The sequence below is a fragment of the Streptomyces colwelliae genome (genome assembly GCF_048158785.1).
Lineage (GTDB): Bacteria > Actinomycetota > Actinomycetes > Streptomycetales > Streptomycetaceae > Streptomyces.
On the sequence record NZ_JBLTJC010000880.1, the window covers coordinates 1 to 666 of the forward strand.

1 pseudogene is annotated in these 666 nt (G+C 74.2%); it reads left to right on the forward strand.

Features of this window, described 5'->3' with window-relative positions:
• Positions 1-130: 130 nt before the first annotated feature.
• A pseudogene (locus ACNFOC_RS54965) lies at positions 131-666 on the forward strand (aspartate aminotransferase family protein); the annotation flags it as partial.

Consider the following 666-nt stretch of genomic DNA (forward strand, 5'->3'; position numbering starts at 1 on the left):
AGCGACGCCCGCACCAACACACGGGCACTGAACAACACCCTTTCGGGTTCCGATCGTTGTTCTCCCCGGGCGCGTCGACTCATCCAGGTACAAGCTGGAACTCCCCATGCCACGCGCCCCGGAGGACAGCATGAGCAGCGCCCCCCTCGCCTCAGGCCCCGGAGGACCCGACGCCCTGCGGCCGTTGCTCGACACCGTCCTCGACGCCCTCGGCACCGGACGCAGGGCCCGCGGCGGCCCGTTCCCCGCGGGCGGCCCCGACGCGGTCGCCGCCCGCATGAGGGACGCCGTAGGGGACGTACTCCCCGACGAAGGCGACCCCGACGCCCTGCGCACCCTCGTGCACGCGCTCGCGGAAGGCGCCGCCGATCCCGCCGACCCGCTGTGCGCGGCACACCTGCACTGCCCGCCGCTCGCCGTCGCCACCGCCGCCGACCTCGCCGTCAGCGCGCTGAACCCGTCGCTCGACTCCTGGGACCAGGCCCCCGCCGCCTCCGCCCTCGAAGCCCTAGTCACCCGCACCCTCGCCCACGAGATCGGCCTCGCCGACGCCCTCGTCACCACCGGCGGCACCGAAGCCAACCAACTCGCCCTCCTCCTCGCCCGCGAAGCCCACGGCGGCACCGTGCAGTTGGTCTGCGGAAGCAACGCCCACCACTCCCTGCC